Origin of the sequence: Mucilaginibacter gossypii, from assembly GCF_017569325.2 — a bacterium.
Taxonomy (GTDB): domain Bacteria; phylum Bacteroidota; class Bacteroidia; order Sphingobacteriales; family Sphingobacteriaceae; genus Mucilaginibacter; species Mucilaginibacter gossypii.
The window spans coordinates 1,455,796-1,475,633 of the sequence record NZ_CP071878.2; the positions used below are offsets into that span (position 1 = coordinate 1,455,796).

At 42.9% G+C, this 19,838-nt stretch carries 18 protein-coding genes and 1 other RNA gene; 7 read left to right on the forward strand and 12 right to left on the reverse strand.

The features are described 5' to 3' along the window. Positions 1-93 precede the first annotated feature (93 nt). Positions 94-1,392 (forward strand): NAD(P)/FAD-dependent oxidoreductase, encoded by a 1,299-nt coding sequence (locus tag J3L18_RS06305; protein ID WP_129571228.1) that lies wholly within the window; start codon positions 94-96, stop codon positions 1,390-1,392. A 42-nt stretch (positions 1,393-1,434) separates the two neighbouring features. Beyond that, positions 1,435-2,682 carry a cation:proton antiporter gene (locus tag J3L18_RS06310; protein WP_129571229.1) on the forward strand — a complete coding sequence of 416 codons (1,248 nt, stop codon included), beginning with the start codon at positions 1,435-1,437 and terminating at the stop codon, positions 2,680-2,682. 42 nt (positions 2,683-2,724) lie between these two features. Here J3L18_RS06310 and J3L18_RS06315 read toward each other — a convergent pair whose 3' ends face one another. From J3L18_RS06315 to J3L18_RS06370, 12 genes are all read right to left on the reverse strand, one after another. Continuing rightward, positions 2,725-3,333: an FMN-binding negative transcriptional regulator gene (locus J3L18_RS06315; RefSeq protein WP_129571230.1), complete on the reverse strand. Its 609-nt coding sequence runs from the start codon at positions 3,331-3,333 to the stop codon at positions 2,725-2,727. An 83-nt stretch (positions 3,334-3,416) separates the two neighbouring features. Beyond that, positions 3,417-4,364 (reverse strand): N-acetylornithine carbamoyltransferase, encoded by a 948-nt coding sequence (locus J3L18_RS06320; protein ID WP_129571231.1) that lies wholly within the window; start codon positions 4,362-4,364, stop codon positions 3,417-3,419. A 79-nt stretch (positions 4,365-4,443) separates the two neighbouring features. Further along, entirely contained in the window at positions 4,444-5,571 is a 1,128-nt protein-coding gene (locus tag J3L18_RS06325) for an aspartate aminotransferase family protein (RefSeq protein ID WP_129571232.1), read from the reverse strand. Positions 5,572-5,613: 42 nt separating this feature from the next. Beyond that, on the reverse strand, positions 5,614-5,970 hold the full coding sequence (locus J3L18_RS06330) for a four helix bundle protein (RefSeq protein ID WP_129571233.1): 357 nt from the start codon (positions 5,968-5,970) through the stop codon (positions 5,614-5,616). Between the two features lie 42 nt (positions 5,971-6,012). Next, the gene (argC, locus tag J3L18_RS06335; RefSeq protein WP_243771485.1) at positions 6,013-6,942 is read right to left on the reverse strand and encodes an N-acetyl-gamma-glutamyl-phosphate reductase; all 930 of its coding nucleotides are present in this window, start codon (positions 6,940-6,942) and stop codon (positions 6,013-6,015) included. A 141-nt stretch (positions 6,943-7,083) separates the two neighbouring features. Continuing rightward, on the reverse strand, positions 7,084-7,488 hold the full coding sequence (locus tag J3L18_RS06340; protein WP_129571235.1) for a cupin domain-containing protein: 405 nt from the start codon (positions 7,486-7,488) through the stop codon (positions 7,084-7,086). A 3-nt stretch (positions 7,489-7,491) separates the two neighbouring features. Then, positions 7,492-8,715, reverse strand: coding sequence for an argininosuccinate synthase (gene argG, locus J3L18_RS06345; protein WP_129571236.1), 1,224 nt, complete (start codon positions 8,713-8,715; stop codon positions 7,492-7,494). A 104-nt stretch (positions 8,716-8,819) separates the two neighbouring features. Further along, complete coding sequence (locus J3L18_RS06350; protein WP_090527097.1) at positions 8,820-9,464, reverse strand: N-acetyltransferase; 645 nt, start codon at positions 9,462-9,464, stop codon at positions 8,820-8,822. 432 nt (positions 9,465-9,896) lie between these two features. Beyond that, positions 9,897-10,853, reverse strand: coding sequence for a YpdA family putative bacillithiol disulfide reductase (locus tag J3L18_RS06355; protein WP_129571237.1), 957 nt, complete (start codon positions 10,851-10,853; stop codon positions 9,897-9,899). A gap of 85 nt (positions 10,854-10,938) precedes the next feature. Next, positions 10,939-11,037: signal recognition particle sRNA small type (gene ffs / locus J3L18_RS06360), an RNA gene on the reverse strand. Between the two features lie 44 nt (positions 11,038-11,081). Then, positions 11,082-11,711 carry a 2'-5' RNA ligase family protein gene (locus J3L18_RS06365; RefSeq protein WP_129571238.1) on the reverse strand — a complete coding sequence of 210 codons (630 nt, stop codon included), beginning with the start codon at positions 11,709-11,711 and terminating at the stop codon, positions 11,082-11,084. Between the two features lie 12 nt (positions 11,712-11,723). After that, complete coding sequence (locus J3L18_RS06370; protein ID WP_129571239.1) at positions 11,724-12,344, reverse strand: 2'-5' RNA ligase family protein; 621 nt, start codon at positions 12,342-12,344, stop codon at positions 11,724-11,726. Between the two features lie 75 nt (positions 12,345-12,419). Between J3L18_RS06370 and dinB the strand changes: the two genes are divergently transcribed. The 5 genes from dinB (at position 12,420) to J3L18_RS06395 (ending at position 19,795) form a co-directional block, all read left to right on the forward strand. After that, on the forward strand, positions 12,420-13,604 hold the full coding sequence (dinB, locus tag J3L18_RS06375) for a DNA polymerase IV (protein ID WP_129571240.1): 1,185 nt from the start codon (positions 12,420-12,422) through the stop codon (positions 13,602-13,604). 162 nt (positions 13,605-13,766) lie between these two features. Next, positions 13,767-14,990: an acyltransferase family protein gene (locus J3L18_RS06380; RefSeq protein ID WP_129571241.1), complete on the forward strand. Its 1,224-nt coding sequence runs from the start codon at positions 13,767-13,769 to the stop codon at positions 14,988-14,990. Positions 14,991-14,999: 9 nt separating this feature from the next. Continuing rightward, positions 15,000-16,043: a sensor histidine kinase gene (locus J3L18_RS06385; RefSeq protein ID WP_129571242.1), complete on the forward strand. Its 1,044-nt coding sequence runs from the start codon at positions 15,000-15,002 to the stop codon at positions 16,041-16,043. A 3-nt stretch (positions 16,044-16,046) separates the two neighbouring features. Further along, positions 16,047-16,745: a LytR/AlgR family response regulator transcription factor gene (locus tag J3L18_RS06390; protein ID WP_129571243.1), complete on the forward strand. Its 699-nt coding sequence runs from the start codon at positions 16,047-16,049 to the stop codon at positions 16,743-16,745. 464 nt (positions 16,746-17,209) lie between these two features. After that, the gene (locus J3L18_RS06395) at positions 17,210-19,795 is read left to right on the forward strand and encodes a BamA/TamA family outer membrane protein (protein ID WP_223266269.1); all 2,586 of its coding nucleotides are present in this window, start codon (positions 17,210-17,212) and stop codon (positions 19,793-19,795) included. Positions 19,796-19,838 lie beyond the last annotated feature (43 nt).

A 19,838-nucleotide genomic window follows, 5' to 3' on the forward strand; every position in this document is an offset into this window, starting at 1 on the left:
TAATTGGACTTGCAGTTTAAGTTTACAATTTGATTATGAAAGAATTAGTAATATTGGAAAACTTTAAGGCATTATCCTTGCTTATAACTATCAATGGAGCAAAAAAAGAATACCAGGCCGCGGGTGGCAATTATAGGGGGAGGATTTGGCGGGATCCATTTAGCTAAAAAGCTAAAAAATGCGCCCGTTGATGTACTGATGATTGACAAGCATAATTATCACACGTTTCAGCCCTTGTTGTACCAGGTGGCAGGGGGCTCCATAGCTGCCGATTCAATTGGCTTTCCATTGCGCCGGATCTTCACCAGGCAAAAGAATTTTCGCTTCGCGCTTGCTGAGGTTCAGAAGATCAATCCCGAAACTAATACGCTTGATACTGACATCGGTACCATTTATTACGATTACCTTGCTATAGCTACCGGCTCTAATACCAACTTTTTCGGTAACAAAGAGATAGAGCATTTTGCTATGCCGATGAAGAATATCCCTGAGGCCTTAAACTTAAGGAGCCTGATCCTGCAAAATCTGGAGATGTCGCTCGTATCTAAAGATCCGGAAGAAAAAGCGGCGCTAATGACCTTTGTGGTTGTAGGAGGGGGGCCAACCGGCGTGGAGCTATCTGGTGCACTTGCCGAAATGCGCGAGCTGATATTAATGAAGGATTACCATGGTTTGCGCAAACACAGCATGAGTGTTTACCTTGTTGAGGGTAAAGCGGAACTGCTGGCCGCGTTTTCGCCGGGGGCGAGGGCCAAGGCGAAAAAGTTTTTGCAGGATATGGACGTAACCATTTATAACAGCGCACATGTGGAAAGCTATAATGGCTATGAACTCAAGATAGATAATGGCACATCGCTGTTAACTCGCAATGTACTTTGGGCGGCAGGAGTAAAGGGGGAATTTCCTGAAGGTATTTCTGCCGATAATATAGCCCGGGGTAACCGCATCCTGGTTGATGAATTTAACAAGGTAAAGGGCTACGAAAATATTTATGCTATAGGTGATGTTGCCGCTATGATCACCGATGAATATCCAAACGGGCATCCAGGTGTTGCGCCTGTAGCTATCCAGCAGGGACAAAACCTGGGTGAGAACGTGTACCGAATGTTCGACCGTAAACCGTTGGTGCCCTTCAAATACAGGGATAAAGGTTCGCTTGCAACCATAGGCCGAAATAAAGCCGTGGCCGACTTAGGAAAAATTCATTTCCAGGGATTTTTTGCCTGGCTGGTATGGGGATTTGTACACATCATGTCGCTGGCAGGCTTTACCAATAAGGGTATCATATTTTTTAGCTGGGCCATCAACTATTTCACCAAAAACAGCGACAACCGACTTATTGTACGGTATTTTGATACTGAAACCCGCATGACGGATCCTGAATCAAGATAAAATCAAACAATAGACGGTTTAAATCCTTACTTGTAAGTATTTATGGATCTGTTTGTTGTAATTGCTTTATTGGTTATTGTCAGCGCGGTTTTCTCGTACCTTAATGCGCGGTTTATAAAATTGCCGGGCACTATTGGTATCGTGTTACTGGCAACAATTGCTTCTATATCGATACTTATTGTTGATAAAGTTGACTCATCAATTGCCGATTACCTGGGCACACTTGCCAAAAATATCAATTTCTCAAAAGCGGTATTGAATGTGCTGCTTGGTTTCCTGCTTTTTTCTAGCTCATTTAACTTAGATGGCCGGAAGCTGAAGAGAGAAATGCGCCCCGTATTTGTACTAAGTACATTGGGGGTTGTTATTTCGACTGCGGTGTTTGGATGCCTGTTATTTTATGTAGCCCCGTTTTTTCATATCCATATGCCGCTGATCTATTGCCTGTTGTTCGGCGCTTTGATTTCACCCACCGATCCGGTGGCGGTTGCAGCCATTATCCGTAATTCAAAGTTACCTGCCAATCTTGAAACTATTATTTCGGGCGAATCGCTTTTTAATGATGGGATAGGGCTGATCCTGTTTGTGATCATCCTGGAGGTGGCGCGGGTAGGAGAAGAGAAAATTGAACTGGCTAAGGTAGTAGCGCTTATTGTTAAAGAAATTATTGGCGGGATAGTAGCCGGGGGAATTTTAGGTTATGTCGCTCACCGGTTGATGCGCTCGGTTAAGGATTTTCAGACTATCGTATTGATCTCGCTGGCCTTAGTAATGGGTTTATCCGTATTGGCAGTTTTGCTTGATTTTTCAATTCCATTGTCGGTTGTTACAGCGGGACTGTTTGCCGGGAGCCAATCTATTAACCAGGATAATAAAGAACGGTCGCACGAGGCACTGGAGAAATTCTGGAAGCTGGTTGATGAGATACTGAACACCATTTTATTTGTAATGATTGGCTTGCAACTCGTTAACCTGCCTTTTGTAAATAATTACTGGGTAACGGGAAGCCTTTCTATAGTTACAGTTTTAATAGCCCGTTGGCTGAGTATTATGCTGCCGCTAACGTTTTTAAGGCATACTCTTAAAGTGAACTATAGCAATATCAACATTATGACCTGGGCCGGTCTGCGCGGGGCTATATCTATAGCCCTTGCGTTGTCTTTACCCAATACGCCATACCGGCACCTGATTTTGTCCGGCAGTTATTTTATTGTGATATTTTCGGTAATAGTTCAGGGATTGACGTTGAACAGAATGATAAACAGCGCTTCCAAAAAGATAGAAGAATAAACCATGCTGCGCGGGTTTGGTGCAGCGTAACCCGGTAGGATATTATTTAAGACGCGACATGTATTTGCCAATCTCCGCTTCAGTAGTGTCTGTACTTTTGCCTAATGCATTGATGATGTTTTCCCGTTCCGTTTCGCTACGGTTTTGACTAAGTTTTTGTTTGCCTTGCAGGTCGTCAACTATGATTTCGAAGGCTACTATACCTTTCATCATCCGTTGCTTATATTCGTCTGGTAAATTATTCCATTGGGTAAGATAATCGGCCTCATAATTACCGATCATCTGTGCTAACAGCTTGGCTGTTTGTTCGCCTTCAGGCAGGATTGTTGCTTTGCCGTAAGCGTGTACCGCGATATAATTCCAGGTAGGTACGTTGGTTCCCTTTTCGTAATGTTTGGGTGAGATATAAGCGTGAGGCTCAGTAAAGATCACCAATATTTCCTTTCCAATAATTTCAGCAGCCTGCGGGTTGGCCTTGGCGAAATGAGACGACAAAACAATTTTATCATCGCGTTTGCTTACCAGGAAGGGAAGATGCGTAGCAAACGGAACGTTATCAGTAGCTGTTACAATTGTTGCAAAGCTATAGCGCTGCATAAAGCTGATTGCTTCCTGTTCATCAGTTAACTGAAAATGTTTTGGCGTATACATCGGGAGGAAAGATTTAAGACGAGAAGAAACAAGAACCAAGACAGATTTGCTTTGATTCTTGCTTTTATATGAACAACAATTACTTACAAACTTTCCAGCATTTGTTTGAGCACCGCCTGTGCGGCCCAAACACGGTTGCCGGCTTCGTGTACCACAATTGAGTTTGGCCCGTCTAATATTTCGTCAGAGAGCTCCAGGTTACGGCGTACCGGTAAGCAATGCATTACTTTGGCATTGTTGGTTTGCTCCAGCTTTTTGTTAGTAAGCATCCACTCTTCGTGTTTGCCTAATATATTGCCATAAGGCTCATACGCCGACCAGTTTTTTACGTAGATGAAATCCGCGCCGGCTAAAGCCTCATCCTGATCATAAGAGATATTTGCACCCTGGGTAAAATCGGTACAAAGCTCATATCCTTTAGGCTGCACGATAGTAAAGTCGACATCCGCCTTGCACATCCACTCCGAGAATGAGTTAGGAACAGCCTGCGGCAAAGGTTTGATATGCGGCGCCCAGGTTAAAACCACTTTAGGACGCGCTGTTGTTTTGAGCTCTTCAATAGTGATCAAGTCGGCCAAACTTTGCAGCGGGTGGCGGGTAGCTGATTCCAAACTAACAACCGGCACCTTGCAAAATTCAACAAACTTATTGAAAATCATTTCGCTGTAATCTTCCTCACGGTTCCTTAAGCCAGGGAACGAACGAACGCCAATAATATCAGCGTATTGGCCCATAACGCCTGCGGCTTCACGGATATGCTCAACAGTAGTGCCATCCATGATCACGCCATCGCGAAGTTCAAGTGCCCAGCCTTCTTTATCGATATTGAGCACCATTACATTCATGCCCAGATTGATAGCAGCTTTTTGCGTACTCATGCGGGTACGCAGACTTGGGTTTAAAAACACCAGGGCAAGCGTTTTATTTTTACCAAGTTGCTGATGGGCAAAGGGATCCTGCTTAAGCGCCAATGCCTCTTTTACAAGTGCGTTAACATCAGCAACATCATTAACAGAAGAGAATAGTTTCATGAACTTTACAATTAATTGGTGTGTTTTCTGTTATCTATTTTTTTTAAGTCTCCCCTTTAGGGGAGATTTAGAGGGGCGTCTATTGATTCAATACATTTACAAAAGCTTCCAGGAACCTATCGGCATGAGCTTTAGTTAAGTTCAAAGCAGGTAATAACCTGATCACATTTGGTTTAGCTTCACCAGTAAATATATGGTGCTTGTTCAGCAATTCTTTACGCGCATGGGCCAATTCCTCAGGCAATTCAATCCCGATCATTAAACCACGACCACGAACTTCTTTAACCTGTTCCAGCTTGTTAAGCTCCTTTATTAAGTAGCCGCCAACTTCAGCAGCATTTTGCAACAGGTTATCCTGTTCCATAGTTTCAAGAACGGCTAAACCTGCAGCGCAAGCCAGATGGTTCCCACCAAAAGTAGTACCTAACATGCCATATGCCGGCTGTATTTTAGGCGAAATGATGATACCTCCCACAGGGAAACCATTACCCATGCCTTTAGCCATACTGTAGATATCAGCATTAACACCGGCAAAATCATGCGAAAAGAATTTACCTGTACGGCCGTAACCGCATTGTACAGAATCAGCAATGAATACGGCATTATACTGGTCGCACAATGAGCGAATCTTTTGCAGGAAGCCCTCTGGTGCAGCCTGGATACCACCAACCCCCTGAATACCTTCGATAATTACTGAAGAGATTTCGTTGTTTTTGAATGCTTCTTCCAGCGCTGCTTCATCGGCCCATGGCAAAAAAATCACCTTATCAGTTTCGTTGATAGGAGCGACGATCTTCGGGTTGTCTGTAACCGCCACAGCCAATGAAGTACGGCCATGAAATGATTTGCTGAAAGCAATAACTTTCTTTTTACCATTATAAAAAGAAGCCAGTTTTAAAGCATTCTCATTTGCCTCAGCACCTGAGTTACACAAAAACAACTGGTAATCTTCCTTGCCTGAAACTTTTCCCAACTTTTGAGCTAACTCTTTTTGAATAGGAATCTCGATAGAATTAGAATAAAAGCCAAGTTTATGCAATTGATCTTCTAAGCGTTTTACGTAGTGTGGATGGGTATGACCAATAGAGATCACAGCGTGACCGCCATACATGTCAAGGTATTCAGTATCGTGAGCGTCATAAACTAAACTGCCCTGGCCCCTAACTATATTAATTGGATTTATAGGATAAACATCAAATAATTTCATATCGTGTTAAGCTTAAAGCTGAAGGCTTAAGGCCGAAAGCTTTTATTTTCTTAGTGTTTTGATCAGGCTGATAAGCATGGCCTTCACTTCATTAATTAATTTATCTGTTTCCTGGTAAAGGACCTCCTCAACGTAAAGCAAGTCCTTACACATTAACAAGCAATACTCCAATTCGTGAGCTGAACCTAAAGCCTGATCTAAAAAATGAGCGAAGTCACGTTCCGTGTGTCTTCCGCATCCTTCAACTATGTTAAGCGGAATCGAGTATGACGCCCTTTTAGTTTGGCTCATCAAGTCGAATTGCTCACTTCTTGGAAATTTCGGAAGTACAGATTTGTAAACGAACATGTTAAGCGCATGTGCTTTTTTCCAAACCTCGTATTTTTTATAATCCCTCATAATTAAATGCTTTAAGCTTTCAGCCTTCGGCTTTCAGCTCTTCTAAAAGCCGATCGCCTTAAGTCGTAAGCCTGCGCGTTCATCCAGCCCGAACAATAAGTTCATGTTCTGTACTGCCTGGCCGGAAGCACCCTTAAGTAAGTTATCCATTATGCTGATAATGAATATTTTGTTGTCATGTTTTTTTACCTGGATAAAGCATTTATTAGTATTTACAATCTGCTTTAAATCGATATTGCGATTGGTGACATGTGTAAACGGATGCCCATCGTAGTAGCTTTGGTAAAGTGCTAATGCTTCTTCCTCGCTCAAATCGCTCTCAGTATAAATTGAAGCAATAATGCCACGGGTAAAATCGCCACGGTAAGGAATAAAGTTGATAGCCTTATCAAAACCGGCTTGTAGCTGCCTTAACGATTGACCGATCTCATTTAAATGCTGGTGACTGAATGCTTTGTAAACAGAAAGGTTATCATTACGCCAGGTAAAGTGTGAGGTCGGCGATAAACTTTGTCCTGCGCCGGTTGAACCTGTTGTAGCAGTAACGTGCACTTCGTTGTTTAGCAAACCTTTTGAAGCCAGTGGAAGTAAACCCAATTGCAAACAGGTAGCAAAGCAACCGGGGTTAGCAATATTAGAGGCTGTTTTAATAGCCTCACGGTTCAACTCCGGCAAGCCATACACAAAACTTTTGCCGTTTAAAGTTGAGTTTTGGTTCAGTCTGAAATCCTGGCTTAAGTCAATGATCTTAACCGAATCGGGGATAACGTTTGCTTCCAGGAACTTTTTGGCGTCACCGTGACCAACGCAAAGGAATAACACGTCAATATCTGTAGATAATTCGGCAGCGAATTTCAGATCGGTATCACCAAACAGGTCGGTATGTACCTGGTAAACATAGTTACCCGCGTTGCTGTTGCTATGAACAAAAGCTATCTCCACGTTAGGATGGTTGATCAGGATCCGGAGCATTTCGCCGCCGGTGTACCCTGCTCCGCCAATTATACCTGCACGGATGCCCCCCCCGCCCCCTAAAGGGGGAGCAAAGGAAGACTGATCAATATTTTTATTTAGTTCGCTCATAATTTTAACAATTATTCCCCCTTTAGGGGGTTAGGGGGCTAAATTTATCCGATCACTATTTGTAGATGGATATGAATATAAAATAAATTCAAGATCGCTCCGGTCGTTATTGCTGATGAAATGCTTTTGTCCCGGATGGATCTCGATACCCTGTTCGGGCTTCAATACCGTAACCTCGCCGTCTATTGAAAATGTAGCCCTTCCTTTCAAAATAAAAAATACCTGCGTGGCTTTTTCGTGGTAATGCAATTGCTCCGTAGTATCTGGTGGCATCAGTTCCTGTTTAACGGACAGGGCTTCGGTATCAATAAAGGTCCATCCGTGGCAGTCGTCGCCCCAGTTATAGTGCTTGAGGCATTGGCCCTTCGAGAAGACGCCCCCTCCGCCCCCTAAAGGGGGTACCTGAACGGTTGTTTTGTCTATAGAATCAGCCATTTGTTATTGAGCTTTTGCTCCCCCTTCAGGAGGCTGGGGGGCGGCATTTACTTTATGATAGATCATTACCTGGTTACCAAATATTTTGGAGAACCCTTTAACGTCTTCGCCGCTCCAGGCGTTGTTCATTTCGCCGTAGCTGCCAAACTTGTTCGACATCAGATCGTATGGTGATTCAATGCCTACTACCTGGAAGCGATATGGGTGTAACTGAACAAATACTTTACCTGTAACGTTTTTCTGAGTATCGGTTAAAAAAGCTTCGATATTGCGCATGATAGGGTCATGAAACTGACCTTCATGCAGCCAGTTGCCATAGAAAGATGATAACTGATCTTTCCATGAAAGCTGCCATTTGGTTAGCACATGTTTCTCTAAAGTATGGTGAGCTTTGATAATCACCATAGGAGCGGCCGCCTCAAAACCTACACGGCCTTTAATACCGATAATGGTATCACCAACGTGAATATCCCTGCCAATGCCATAAGGCTGAGCAATAGCCTGTAAGGCCTGGATAGCTTTTGTTGGATGATCGTATTTTTCATCACCGATGGCTACCAACTCGCCTTTTTCAAAAGTAAGTACAAGGTCTTTTACTTCAGATGCAGTTACCTGTGTAGGCCATGCTTCTTCTGGCAGGCCAAGGTTTGAGGTCAAAGTTTCTTTACCACCTACCGATGTACCCCAGATCCCTTTGTTGATAGAGTATTTGGCTTTCTCGAAGTTCATATCAACACCATGTTTTTTCAGGTATTCGATCTCTTCTTCGCGGCTTAGTTTCAGGTCGCGGATAGGGGTGATGATCTTCACTTCAGGTACAAGGATGTTAAAGATCATGTCGAAACGCACCTGGTCATTACCTGCGCCTGTACTGCCATGGGCAACAAATTCGGCACCAATTTCTTTAGCGTAGTTAGCAATAGCTGTAGCCTGGCTTACGCGCTCGGCACTTACAGATAGCGGGTAGGTGTTGTTTTTTAATACATTGCCGTAAATTAAAAAGCGTACGCAGGTATTGTAAAAGTTTTCGGTTTCATCAACCACATGGTGAGAAGTAACGCCCATTTTATAAGCGCGTTCTTCAACGCCTTTTAACTCTTCCTCGCTAAAACCGCCGGTATTTACAATAACCGAGTGAACCTCATAACCAAGGTCCTGTGTTAAATAAATACAGCAAAAAGAGGTATCTAAACCTCCGCTATAAGCTAATACTACTTTTTTCTTCATGTTTTTGGTGAGCTTAAAGCTAAAGGCACAAGGCTCAAAGCTTTACTTATCAATTATGGTGATCTGTTTTATTAATTTACAGGTATTAACCTTTTACCTAATCCTTAAACATCATGTTTTATACGTTTCTTTATGGCGTTCTCAATACGCTCAAGCAAAGTCGCTTTGTGCGTAATGCGCTGCATTTTCTCCTCGTATTCCTTTTGTTTTTCGGCAGGATCAAAAAGCATGGCGGTGCACATGCAGTTTTTGCGGTTTTTGCTGGTTAAAATGTCAAAGTTTACGCAGCTTTTGCAGCCGGCCCAAAAATTTTCGTCCTGGGTTAGTTCCGAATAGGTAACCGGCTCGTAACCAAGCTCCGAGTTGATCTTCATTACCGCCAAACCGGTTGTTAACCCAAATATTTTGGCATTAGGGTATTTGGTACGCGATAACTGGAAAATTCGGTGTTTGATGGCTTTTGCCAATCCCGCCTTACGGAATTGCGGATTAACAATAAGTCCCGAGTTAGCAACAAAGTCGCCATGGCTCCAGGTTTCAATATAGCAGAAACCGGCCCAGGTACCGTCTTTATGCAGGGCTATAACAGCCTTGCCTTCCAGCATTTTATTAGCAACGTATTCGGGCGAGCGTGTAGCTATACCAGTTCCGCGCGCCTTGGCCGATTCGGCCATCTCATCGCAAATCATAGTGGCATAATCTACATGCTGTGCAGTAGCAACCTGAATATCAAAATCTTGTATTGTCATTTAAATAGATAATTACCGTGAAATTAATTGGCTTTACAAGCCTTAAATAATTAGATGGTTTTTTTAAAAAGACGTTTAAAAAACTCTTTTTGTGTGGACAGGAGAAAAATTAATTCAAACCCGTGGCATGTAGGTCCTTCGTCGGAGAGGGCAGTTTAAAAAAACAGTTGAACCCAAGGCAGCAGCAACCGGAGCAAAATTTGCTCTTGTAGCGGGCTTATTTAAGCTTGGTGTATTCATTTTTTTGTTGAATTACTGTGTTTTTAATTTGCTGCAAATTAGGCTATAAAATTTTATTTATACAAGAAAAAAATGTGATTATTTGTTGGTTGGTGAATGGTTGATTAAGTTTATTGAATGAGTGGTTGGTTTGTTGTTGTAACTCGCAGATTTACAGCAATAACTATTCACCTAATCAACCCAATCAACCGTTCACCTCCCTGCCACAATATCATTGATGATCATATCAGCATGAACGCGGGAGTTTTCGATGAACCAAAGATGGGTGTCAAGGCCGCCGCAAACCACGCCTGCAAGGTATAAACCAGGCATGTTTGTTTCCATGGTTTCGGGGTTGTATTGGGGGATGAATTTATCTTCAGAAAGTATAATACCAAGCTTTTTCAGGAACTCAAAATTGGGTTTATAGCCTGTCATCGCCATTACAAAATCATTAGGGATAGTGATCAGTCCATCGGGCGTTTGAATATCCACTTCGTTTTCACGAATGGCCTCGAGATTAGAATTAAAGTAAGCTTTAATGCTACCTTCTTTAATTCGGTTAATAATGTCGGGCCGCACCCAGTATTTAACCCGGTTGCTCACTTCGCTGCCGCGGATCACCAGTGTTACCTCGGCCCCTTTACGGTAGGTTTCAAGGGCCACATCAATAGCCGAATTGCTTGAGCCAACCACCACCACTTTTTGCAGGGTATAATAATGAGGATCCTGGTAGTAGTGTTTTACTTTGGGGAGGTTTTCGCCGGGGATATTGAGGTTTACCGCAATATCATAAAAGCCGGTTGAAAGGATTACTTTTTTAGCCTGGTAGGTTGCTTTTTTTGTGGTTATGCTGTAAAAGCCATTTTCCGGCTTTACTTCAGTAACTTCTTCAAAAAGATGAATGGGCAGGTTATTTGAAAGTGCTACGCGGCGATAATATTCCAAAGCATCATTGCGGGTAGGCTTGTTATGTACAGTAACAAAGGGAACGCCGCCGATCTCCAATTTTTCAGATGTGGAAAAAAACGTCATGGTAGCGGGATAGTTGTACAATGAATTTACAAGCGTGCCTTTTTCAATAATTACGAAACTTAAACCGGCTTTTTGAGCAGCAAGTCCGCAAGCTAAACCTATCGGGCCACCGCCAATAATAAATATATCAAGCATTTTATGTACTTTATGAAATTTAAGAAATCATGAACCTGTACAGGTTCGGGCATGTTTGCCGGTGCGGCAAAAATAAGAAAATAAAAAAGGGTAAGCTACTTTTATCGCGCCGCTCAACTCTCTACCCTTGCTGCGTTCCCACCCTGGGGGAGTTCAAGAGGAGCTGGCCGTAAAAGACTTACCCCGGCGCAAATATAGAAAAAGGTAGCGTTTATGGTTAAGAAAATGTTAAAAAAGGCTTATCTGTTGATTTATAGATGGATAATTTTTAATTTGCCTTGCTATAGCCAGATTATCATACTTCGTTAACACGTTTTCATCTCCCCGAAATTCAAATTCCCGATAATTTTTTGCGTGCTGATCGAGATTCAGCAGTAAATTTTTCAAAATAGTAAGCCGGTTCACAACAAATTTTACCTTCATTTCCCTTTTTTGAAAATAGGGCCAAAGCAGGTTAAATTGTTCGGGTGTGATGGCCCTTGCTATGGTAATATGAGGTATGGTACTGCTATCGCCGACAATACCCTTCAATAGTTTAATCCAATATTTATTTTGTTCGGTGAGCTTAAGCCTGGCAAAAATGGTTTTGTTATAGTCATTACTCTCATTAAAGCAATCAAATCCATCTGTTTCAAAAACAACGGGAGGCAGCAAACTAAGTTTACGGCTCAAAAACGAGAAGCCCTGAACGTCTACATCAAGCGGTTTGCGCGGATAATTGTTTATGGTGATATGCGACCGGGCATGCATGCTGGGATAATTACCGATAACACGTTTTGCTTCGCTTTTTAATTTCCGGATCATAACATCTACATGATCAGGTATCGGGAGGATAAAATGATAAAATGCGTAGTCCATGATTGTTAAATTTTAAATGAATAAATTGATTTGATCAGGGTCGCCGGCTTTAAGCAGTTCCAGTTCATCGCGGGTATAACCGGGGCCGGTCATGTTTTTAAATTCAAAAGTTTTAAACTTATCCCATTTGGCAAAGGCGTCAAGTGTATCGCGTTTCAATATGGTAAGTTCTTTGATCCAAAAAGGCTCCACCAATTTTTTATGCTTAAAATGCGGCCAAAGTGTGTCGAAATCTTTTTCGGCAATATCACGCACAACCGTTATATGTGGGATAAGATTTTTTTTAATGCGCAGCTTCTTTTTTAAGGTGTTAAACCATTCGTCGGTAGCGGGTGTTGCGCGGATGTTGGCATAAATGGTCATGCGGCTGTGCAAGTGGGTAAAATGATAAAAACCATCCATATGCAGCAATACCGGTGGCATGGTATTCAGGGCCTGTTCCATCAATTCCAGGTTTTTATCGGCCATAAAGGGCTTTTGCCTCTCCAGGTGTTGTATAGAGATATGAGCAGGCGAATCCATGCTTTTGTAACTGCCAATAAGCCTCGCCGATGCCTTTTTGTAACGCGCAATCTTATGCTTCACCGTGTCGGGAGGCGATAATAACAGCAGGTAGTTTTCATATATACTCATTTGCTTCACAATTTCTATATGTCAAATATGCTAATAAAATTAGCAAAATACAAAAAATGTTAGCATTTTTGGTATGTGGAAGTTAAACGTCATATTGTACACATTGATCTTGATTCGTTCTTCGTTTCGGTAGAGCGGAAGTTTCATCCTGAACTGATCGGTAAGCCTGTGATTATAGGGGGCTCGGCCGAAAGGGGAGTTGTGGCTTCCTGCAGTTATGAGGCGAGGGCTTTTGGTGTGCATTCGGCTATGCCTACCCGACAAGCTTTAAAGCTTTGTCCGCATGCCATTCTTATTCGCGGTTCGCACGGGCGCTATGGCGAAGCCTCACGCGAGGTTACGCAGATCATTCACGATACGGTACCCCTGTATCAAAAAACATCGGTTGATGAGTTTTACATTGATTACACCGGTATGGACCGTTTTTTTGATTGTTACCATGAAGCCACCAAACTTAGGCAGAAAGTAATTAAAGAAACGGGCCTGCCTATATCCTTCGGTATGGCATCGGGTAAAACGATAGCCAAAATGGCCACTAACCAGGCCAAGCCTAACGGACAAATGTTTGTAAAGCATGGTGATGAGCTGAAGTTCCTGGCGCCGCTTAACATTGGTAAGATACCCGGCCTCGGCGAAAGTACCCGCAATAAGTTATATCAATACGGCATCGAAAAAATAGGTGATCTGCAACGTACCAATATCCGCTTCCTGGAAACTGTTTTTGGTAAATACGGGCATTCGCTTTGGGAAAAAGCCAATGGTATCGATCATAGCGAAATCGTTCCGCATTCCGACAGGAAATCCATCAGCACCGAGCATACTTTCCATACTAATGTGTCTGATCACCGCACACTTGAAACTATTTTAGTATCCATGACCGAAGAGCTGTCATCCAAACTACGACGGGAAAATAAGCTTTCATCATGCCTGGCTATTAAGTTGCGATACGGTAATTTTGAAACCCATACCCAACAGCAAAAAATAGCACTTACGGCGGCAGAACACATCCTGATTCCCGGTGTAAAAAACCTGCTTAAAATGGCCTGGGACCAGCACCGGCCCATCAGGTTGATAGGTGTACGGTTGAGCGATCTTTGTACGGGCAGTTACCAGATCAACCTGTTTGAGGATAATGAGGAACGCATCAAACTTTACCAGGCCATGGACCAGATCAATTTCAAGTTCGGCGATAAAACCATCTGCCGGGCGGCAGGGATGGAAATTGGTACAAGGAATTTTAATCCGTTTATGCGCGGCTGACACCCCCTCTAAATCTCCCCCTAGGGGGAGACTTTGTTTAAAGCCCTCCCCATGGGGAGGGTTGGGTGGGGTTTTCAACCAATGGTCAAAGGTTTTTTACCATTGGTCAAAGTAATTTTATGGGGCAAGGGGTTGTGACTTCTTTTGATAAAAAAAGAAATCATGGAAACCACACAACGTCAAACCTACCTCGATTGGTTGAGGATCTTATCCATATTGGGGGTGTTATTTTTTCATTCGGCAATGCCTTTTGTTGCTGAGGATGGCTGGCACATCAAAAACCACGAAACCAGCAACCTGATGATGGAATCAAATCACTTTTTGCACCTTTTTCGCATGCCGCTGCTCTTTTTTATTTCAGGTACCGTGAGTTACTACATGATGCAGCGGCGCTCTACACTCAGTTTCATCGGTTTGCGTTTCCGCCGTCTTTTTATTCCGCTTTTGGTGGGCATGTTCATCATTGTGCCACCGCAAATTTACATGGAACGATTGGCCAATGGCTACAAAGGCTCATTCCTGGATTTTTATCCCAGTACATTTAACTTTCAGCCATATCCCAAAGGCAATTTCAGCTGGCACCATCTTTGGTTTATTGCCTATCTGTTTCTTTATGACCTCATTTTCGCGCCTTTATTTGCCTGGATGATCTCGCCCAAAAGCAATGGTTTTAAACAAAAGCTTGCCATTTTGGCCCGGGGGAAATGGGTTTATTTATTGATGCTGCCCGGAATCCTTTGGTTTACCTTCACCAGCTGGGACCTCCCCGAAACCAACGACCTGTTCCATGATGGCAGTTACTTTGTTTACTGGTTATTGTTCCTCCTGGCAGGTTTTATCTGTATCCTTCAATCTAAACTGATGGATAGCCTTGAGCGCAACCGCCGTTTTGCTTTAACCATCGGTTTTTTAAGTCTGATGACATGGGAAGTAATGCGCTGGAACGGTATCGAACCCTTGCATCCCTACTGGCCTTTTCAAAATATCGCATTCTCCTATGCTTTTACCGCATTGCGCCCAATTATTGCCTGGGGATGGGTGTTGGCGCTGGTTGGCTATGGCAAACATTATTTAAATAAGCCTCATAACGCGCTCAATTATTTAAACCAGGCGGTATATCCGTTTTACATATTGCACCAAACCGTTATTGTATTAATTGCCTATTATATTGTGCAAACGCAAAATGAAAGCATCCTATCAAAATATATTTATACGGTGGGTATTACCTTTTTTGTAACGATGCTTACCTATCATTTGTTAGTACGCCCTTATGCTTTAACCCGGTTTTTATTCGGTATGAAACCAAAGGAAAAACTCAAAACTGTGCCGATTCGGGAGATAGTAGAGACAAAACCCGAACCTATTCTTTCTGCCTTAAATTTGTAATTTGCTGATATGAAATTTTTCAGGAAGTACATTTTTCCGGCACTCTATGGCCTACTGGTTTATTTTACCATCAGGCTATTGCATGATACTGACATTGGTCAGCATTTTTGGGAAAGAGATTTTTATGTTAATGGCATTGAAATGGCCTGTTCAATATTGGTTGGCTATTTGGCAATCTATATTTTTGAACGGCTTTTTAAGTACCATGACAGGCACCGGACGGTACAGCTATCCTACGGAGCTGTAGTTAGGGAGTTGGCCATATTGGTGGGAGCAAATTTGATATTAGTGAACGTCGTATTTGTTCCGATGGTCATGGCTCTGCACGTAAGCCAGGGCATAGATGAGCTGATGCCCTGGGCAGATGTGGCCGATATTAATATGATCCCCACTTTGTACGCTATTGTTTATTATGGAATTGCACGTAGCAGCACCTGGCTAAAGGCCTATGTAAATAATAAGATGCAACTGGAAAAGCTCACCAACGATCAGCTGGAAACCGAATTGAAGTTTCTAAAAGCTCAATATCATCCGCATTTTTTATTTAATGCCCTGAATACTATTTATTTCCAGATGGATGAAGATGTGCCCGGCGCAAAAAAGAGTACCGAGTTACTATCCAGCCTGTTGCGCTATCAGCTTTATGACCAACACCAGCAAGTGCCCGTTAAGCAGGAGCTGGAGTATCTTGAAAATTATATCCACCTGCAGCAGATCAGGGCGAGCAGCAAAATGCAGCTCAGTGTTAATTTTGAAGGATGTTTAACGGATCAGCTCATCTATCCGCTGCTTTTGCTTCCACTGGTTGAAAACGCCTTTAAATATATGGGTGGTGAATATAAAATAGCCATTGAAGGCTGCATTATTGACAATAGATTTGTTTTTAAAGTTTATAATGATGTACCCGCAAATATGAAAGCCCCCGATAATTACAGCGGTATTGGTTTGGAAAACTTAAGCCGCAGGCTGCAATTGCTTTATCCGGATAAACATAAACTAACTGCTGGCCGCGAAGAAGATCATTACACAGCAGTACTTGAATTGAATATATAAAAGATGGCATTAATTAGCTGCATTATTACCGACGATGAACCCTTTGCCCGTAAGGGCCTGGAAGGCTATGTTAAAAAAGCTGGCTTTCTCGACCTGAAAGCGCAATGTGAAGACGCTATGGAATTAGGAGCGTTGTTAGCGCAGCAACCTGTAGACCTGCTGTTCCTGGATATCCAGATGCCGCATTTAACCGGCGTTGAATTTATTCGTTCGCTGCCCAATCCGCCAAAAGTGATCTTTACTACCGCGTTTAAAGAATACGCTACTGATGGTTTTGACCTGGATGTGCTCGACTATCTCCTTAAACCTATACCGTTTGAGCGCTTTATGAAGGCAGCCTTTAAAGCTAAGGATTACTTTGATTTAAGGAACAATACAGATAGGGTAGATTATCTGTTTGTTAAAAGCAATGGTAAGCTCGAGAAGATAATTTTTGACGAAGTGTTGTTCATTAAAGGCATGGAAAACTATGTTGAGGTTTATACCCCGGCGCGTAAGATTATAACCCACAGTACCCTGCGGGCCTTTGCCGAAAAACTGCCTCCACGTAAATTCATGCAAACCCATAAGTCATATATAGTTGCCAATAGCAAAATCACATCGATAGAAGGAAATATGTTGCATATAGGCACATTTGAGGTGCCAATCAGCAGGCAGCTTAAAGAGCAGGTGATGCATGCGTTGATTAATCAGGGCAGATAGTAATCAAGTTTTAACAATAGGATCAGAAATTTCTACGCGAATTGCTTTTCATACCTGTCCCAATTAATCGAGTTACACGAACTTTTCAATAGCGTAAATTTGAAATTGGTGTAATTAGGTTAATTCGGAAAAACAGTGCGGGAGTTTTTATTTGTTCGATTCTTCTTAGAAACTGTCAAAGCTTGAAGAATATCGTTTACGGGTAGATAAAACTTCATTGCCGTTGGTTTTAACCAACGGAATAATGAGTAGCAACATGAGGGCTTCAGCCCAAATTCGCTTGCACAATTAGGCTAAAGCCAAGACTTTTTAGCTTTTTATTCCGTTGGTTAAAACCAACGGCAATGAATATTCTGTTTTTTTAAACAGCTGCTCACCATGCATTTTAAAGTAATTTCCCTGTGTATAATTAAAACTATTTTGTAATATGCATTATTCTACTGACGCATTACTTACAAAACCTCATGGGCGGCAAAAAACTGTTCAACGCTTTATCCTTTTTTTTAACAGCAGGCTTGTGCTTAGCCGGCAATATTTCGTATGCTCAAACCCCTGCCGATAGTATTAAACTGGCCATTGAGCCATCTTATAATAATGTAAGCGGTACCCACCAATTTTTTTTAGGCGATAATTACCGCAAGCTTTGGGCGGCACCCGTCACCTTGCCGGTATTTCACCTTACCGCCGAAAAGGGTGGACTTAAAATACTGCAAAGAGGCGGGGGGAAGCAAACAAAATCATTACGCCTGCAGGATCCTACCGGCCAGCAATGGGTACTGCGCACCATTCAAAAGTATCCTGAAAAAGGTCTGCCTGTTGATCTGCGGCCAACGGTAGCCAAAGATATCCTGCAAGATCAGGTATCGGCTGCACACCCATTCTCGGCACTCACAGTACCGCCGCTGGCCGAAGCGCTTGGGGTTCCGCATTCTAATCCTAAAATTGTTTATGTACCCGATGATTCTGCTTTTGGTGAGTATCAAAAGGATTTTGCTAATCAGGTGTTTTTATTTGAACAGCGCGAGCCGCTCGATGCCGAAAAAACAGATAATACCGAAAAGGTACAACGCAAACTGCAGGATGACAATGATAACCGTGTTGACCAAAAGATTGTGCTGCGCGCCCGCTTGCTTGATATGCTTTTGGGCGATTGGGACAGGCACGAAGACCAATGGCGCTGGGAAAAAATAGATGTTAAGCATGAAACCGTTTACGAGCCCGTTCCGCGCGACCGTGACCAGGTGTACTATAAAACTTCGGGCGTATTGCCCTGGATAGTAGCACATCAATGGCTTAAATCAAAATTTCAGGGTTATAGTGACGAGATCAGGGATATCAATGGATGGAATTTCAATGCCCGCTATTTCGACCGCTATTTCCTGAACCAGTTGAGCGAAGACGATTGGAAAGAACAGATAGCCTATGTGCAAAGCAAACTGACCGATGACCTGATCAAAAAAGCGGTGCATTTTATGCCCGATACTATCTACAAACTTTCTGGGCCTGAGATCATCAGCAAAATGATAGCGAGGCGTAACATCCTGCAAAAACAGGCACTCGAATATTATAAATTCATCTCCATATATGTAGATGTACCAGCGAGTGATAAAACGGACAAATTTACTGTGGCTCATGAAACTAATGGTGACATCACGCTTACTATAGATAAGATAAAGAAAGACGGCAGCGTTGATAAGGTTACCTACCAGCGTACTTTTAAACCCGATGTAACCAAAGAGATCAGGATGTATGGTTTTGATGGCGATGATTTATTTAAGGTGACGGGCTCAACGCCATCACCCATAACTGTGCGGATGATAGGGGGGCAGGGCATGGATACGTTTGCTGTAGACAGCAGTTTAAATAATAAAGGCAAAACCTATATTTATGATCGTTCGGATCAAAAAAATGTACTTCCTCCTTCATCGCTGGCTAAAAACCGTACATCAACAGACACGGCGGTAAATAGCTATGATAAAACTGCCTTTAAGTTCGACAGGTTTGAGCCTATTATCCTGGCTAATTACAGTAATGATATTGGCATTTTGTTGATTGGAGGTTTCTCATACGAGCGGCACGGGTTTCGCAAGGAACCCTATGCTTTCCGCGAAGAATTTTTGACCAATTATTCACTGGGGCGTAAATCATTTTTGTTTACCTATACCGCCGACTGGAAAAAAGCCGTCGGTGAAAACGACCTGAAGATTAACCTGCTTTCGCGCGGGCCAAGCAACCTCAGCAATTTTTTCGGAATAGGAAATAACACAGTTTTTGAGAATAAGGACGACAGGAAGATCTCCTACTATCGTAATCGCTACGACTATGTTACCGGCGACGTTTCCCTGCACCGCAGTTTTGGAAACCTACACGTGAGCGCCGGCGTTGCAGGGCAGTTTTACAACAGCAAAGCCTCCAACAACACCGAAAGATTTTTGAATGGCTATAATGCCGCGTTTCCGGATGAGAAGGTATTTGGCACTAAGGTCTACGGCGGCTTAACAGCCAACGCAACGGTTGATACGCGGAATAAGCTGATCATCCCTACACAAGGCATTTTATGGACAACCACTGTGAGCGGCTTTAGCGGCGGAGGTTCTGGAAGTCATAACACCTACGGGCAGGTATTGTCTGAGTTTAGTTTCTATTTAAATCCCGACAAGGACTCGGTATTGGTAATAGCTAACCGCACGGGATTAGGTACTACGGTAGGGAATGCAGCATATTTTCAGCAGATGAAATTAGGCGGGGCGCAAAACTTCCGCGGCTTTCATACCAACAGGTTTACCGGTCGTACTATAGCCTATAACAACCTGGAGATGCGGTTAAAAGTATTGGATTTTACTTCATACCTGTTGCCGGGCTCATTGGGTTTAATCGGTTTTAATGATGTAGGCAGGGTATGGGTCCCCGGCGAATCATCGGACAGGTGGCACGATGGGTATGGCGGCGGTTTGTATATTATTCCAGCGCAATTGGTGCTGATTGAAGCCGTAATGGGCTTTTCAAAAGAAGGCTCGTTGCCTTATATATCTATTGGGTTTAGATTTTAAAATAGCTGCCACGGGTTTAGCGCAGCGTAACCGGTGGTTGAGC

Excerpts from the sequence above, each read along its gene's own strand:
- J3L18_RS06365 (WP_129571238.1), bottom strand. The coding sequence starts at position 11,711 with ATGGACTACGCATTTTATCATTTTATCCTCCCGATACCTGATCATGTA.
- argC (WP_243771485.1), bottom strand. The coding sequence starts at position 6,942 with ATGCTCCGGATCCTGATCAACCATCCTAACGTGGAGATAGCTTTTGTT.
- J3L18_RS06380 (WP_129571241.1), top strand. The coding sequence starts at position 13,767 with ATGGAAACCACACAACGTCAAACCTACCTCGATTGGTTGAGGATCTTA.
- J3L18_RS06390 (WP_129571243.1), top strand. The coding sequence starts at position 16,047 with ATGGCATTAATTAGCTGCATTATTACCGACGATGAACCCTTTGCCCGT.
- J3L18_RS06325 (WP_129571232.1), bottom strand. The coding sequence starts at position 5,571 with ATGAAATTATTTGATGTTTATCCTATAAATCCAATTAATATAGTTAGG.
- J3L18_RS06305 (WP_129571228.1), top strand. The coding sequence starts at position 94 with ATGGAGCAAAAAAAGAATACCAGGCCGCGGGTGGCAATTATAGGGGGA.
- argG (WP_129571236.1), bottom strand. The coding sequence starts at position 8,715 with ATGAAGAAAAAAGTAGTATTAGCTTATAGCGGAGGTTTAGATACCTCT.
- J3L18_RS06385 (WP_129571242.1), top strand. The coding sequence starts at position 15,000 with ATGAAATTTTTCAGGAAGTACATTTTTCCGGCACTCTATGGCCTACTG.
- J3L18_RS06350 (WP_090527097.1), bottom strand. The coding sequence starts at position 9,464 with ATGACAATACAAGATTTTGATATTCAGGTTGCTACTGCACAGCATGTA.
- J3L18_RS06370 (WP_129571239.1), bottom strand. The coding sequence starts at position 12,344 with ATGAGTATATATGAAAACTACCTGCTGTTATTATCGCCTCCCGACACG.
- J3L18_RS06330 (WP_129571233.1), bottom strand. The coding sequence starts at position 5,970 with ATGAGGGATTATAAAAAATACGAGGTTTGGAAAAAAGCACATGCGCTT.
- J3L18_RS06340 (WP_129571235.1), bottom strand. The coding sequence starts at position 7,488 with ATGGCTGATTCTATAGACAAAACAACCGTTCAGGTACCCCCTTTAGGG.
- J3L18_RS06320 (WP_129571231.1), bottom strand. The coding sequence starts at position 4,364 with ATGAAACTATTCTCTTCTGTTAATGATGTTGCTGATGTTAACGCACTT.
- J3L18_RS06310 (WP_129571229.1), top strand. The coding sequence starts at position 1,435 with ATGGATCTGTTTGTTGTAATTGCTTTATTGGTTATTGTCAGCGCGGTT.
- J3L18_RS06315 (WP_129571230.1), bottom strand. The coding sequence starts at position 3,333 with ATGTATACGCCAAAACATTTTCAGTTAACTGATGAACAGGAAGCAATC.
- J3L18_RS06395 (WP_223266269.1), top strand. The coding sequence starts at position 17,210 with ATGGGCGGCAAAAAACTGTTCAACGCTTTATCCTTTTTTTTAACAGCA.
- J3L18_RS06355 (WP_129571237.1), bottom strand. The coding sequence starts at position 10,853 with ATGCTTGATATATTTATTATTGGCGGTGGCCCGATAGGTTTAGCTTGC.